We start from the raw sequence: 267 nt of genomic DNA, 5'->3' as shown, positions 1-267 counted from the left end.
TCGCGGCCGCGAGTGCCAGCGTGGCCAGTGCCGCGTGGAGCCGCAGTGCGGCAGGTCGTCTCATCCTCGTCTCCCCATTCGTCAGTCGTCCTCGAACGCTGGGTGGTGCTGGAGCGTGCAGACGTGCTTCGGTTCGGCAGGCCGTCGAAGGTGGGACGGCTCTGCGTGTGCGGTGACCGCTGCGACCAGCGGGTGACGTACCGGAACTGCGGCTCTGGCCGGTCGGTCAGCGGCCCGCATAGGTCTGGGAAAGCGCTTTCCGTGCGG

The organism is Streptomyces glaucescens (genome assembly GCF_002154375.1).
GTDB classification, from domain to species: Bacteria; Actinomycetota; Actinomycetes; order Streptomycetales; family Streptomycetaceae; genus Streptomyces; species Streptomyces glaucescens.
The sequence above is the reverse complement of the archived record's forward strand: the minus strand, read 5'-3'. Positions refer to the sequence as shown.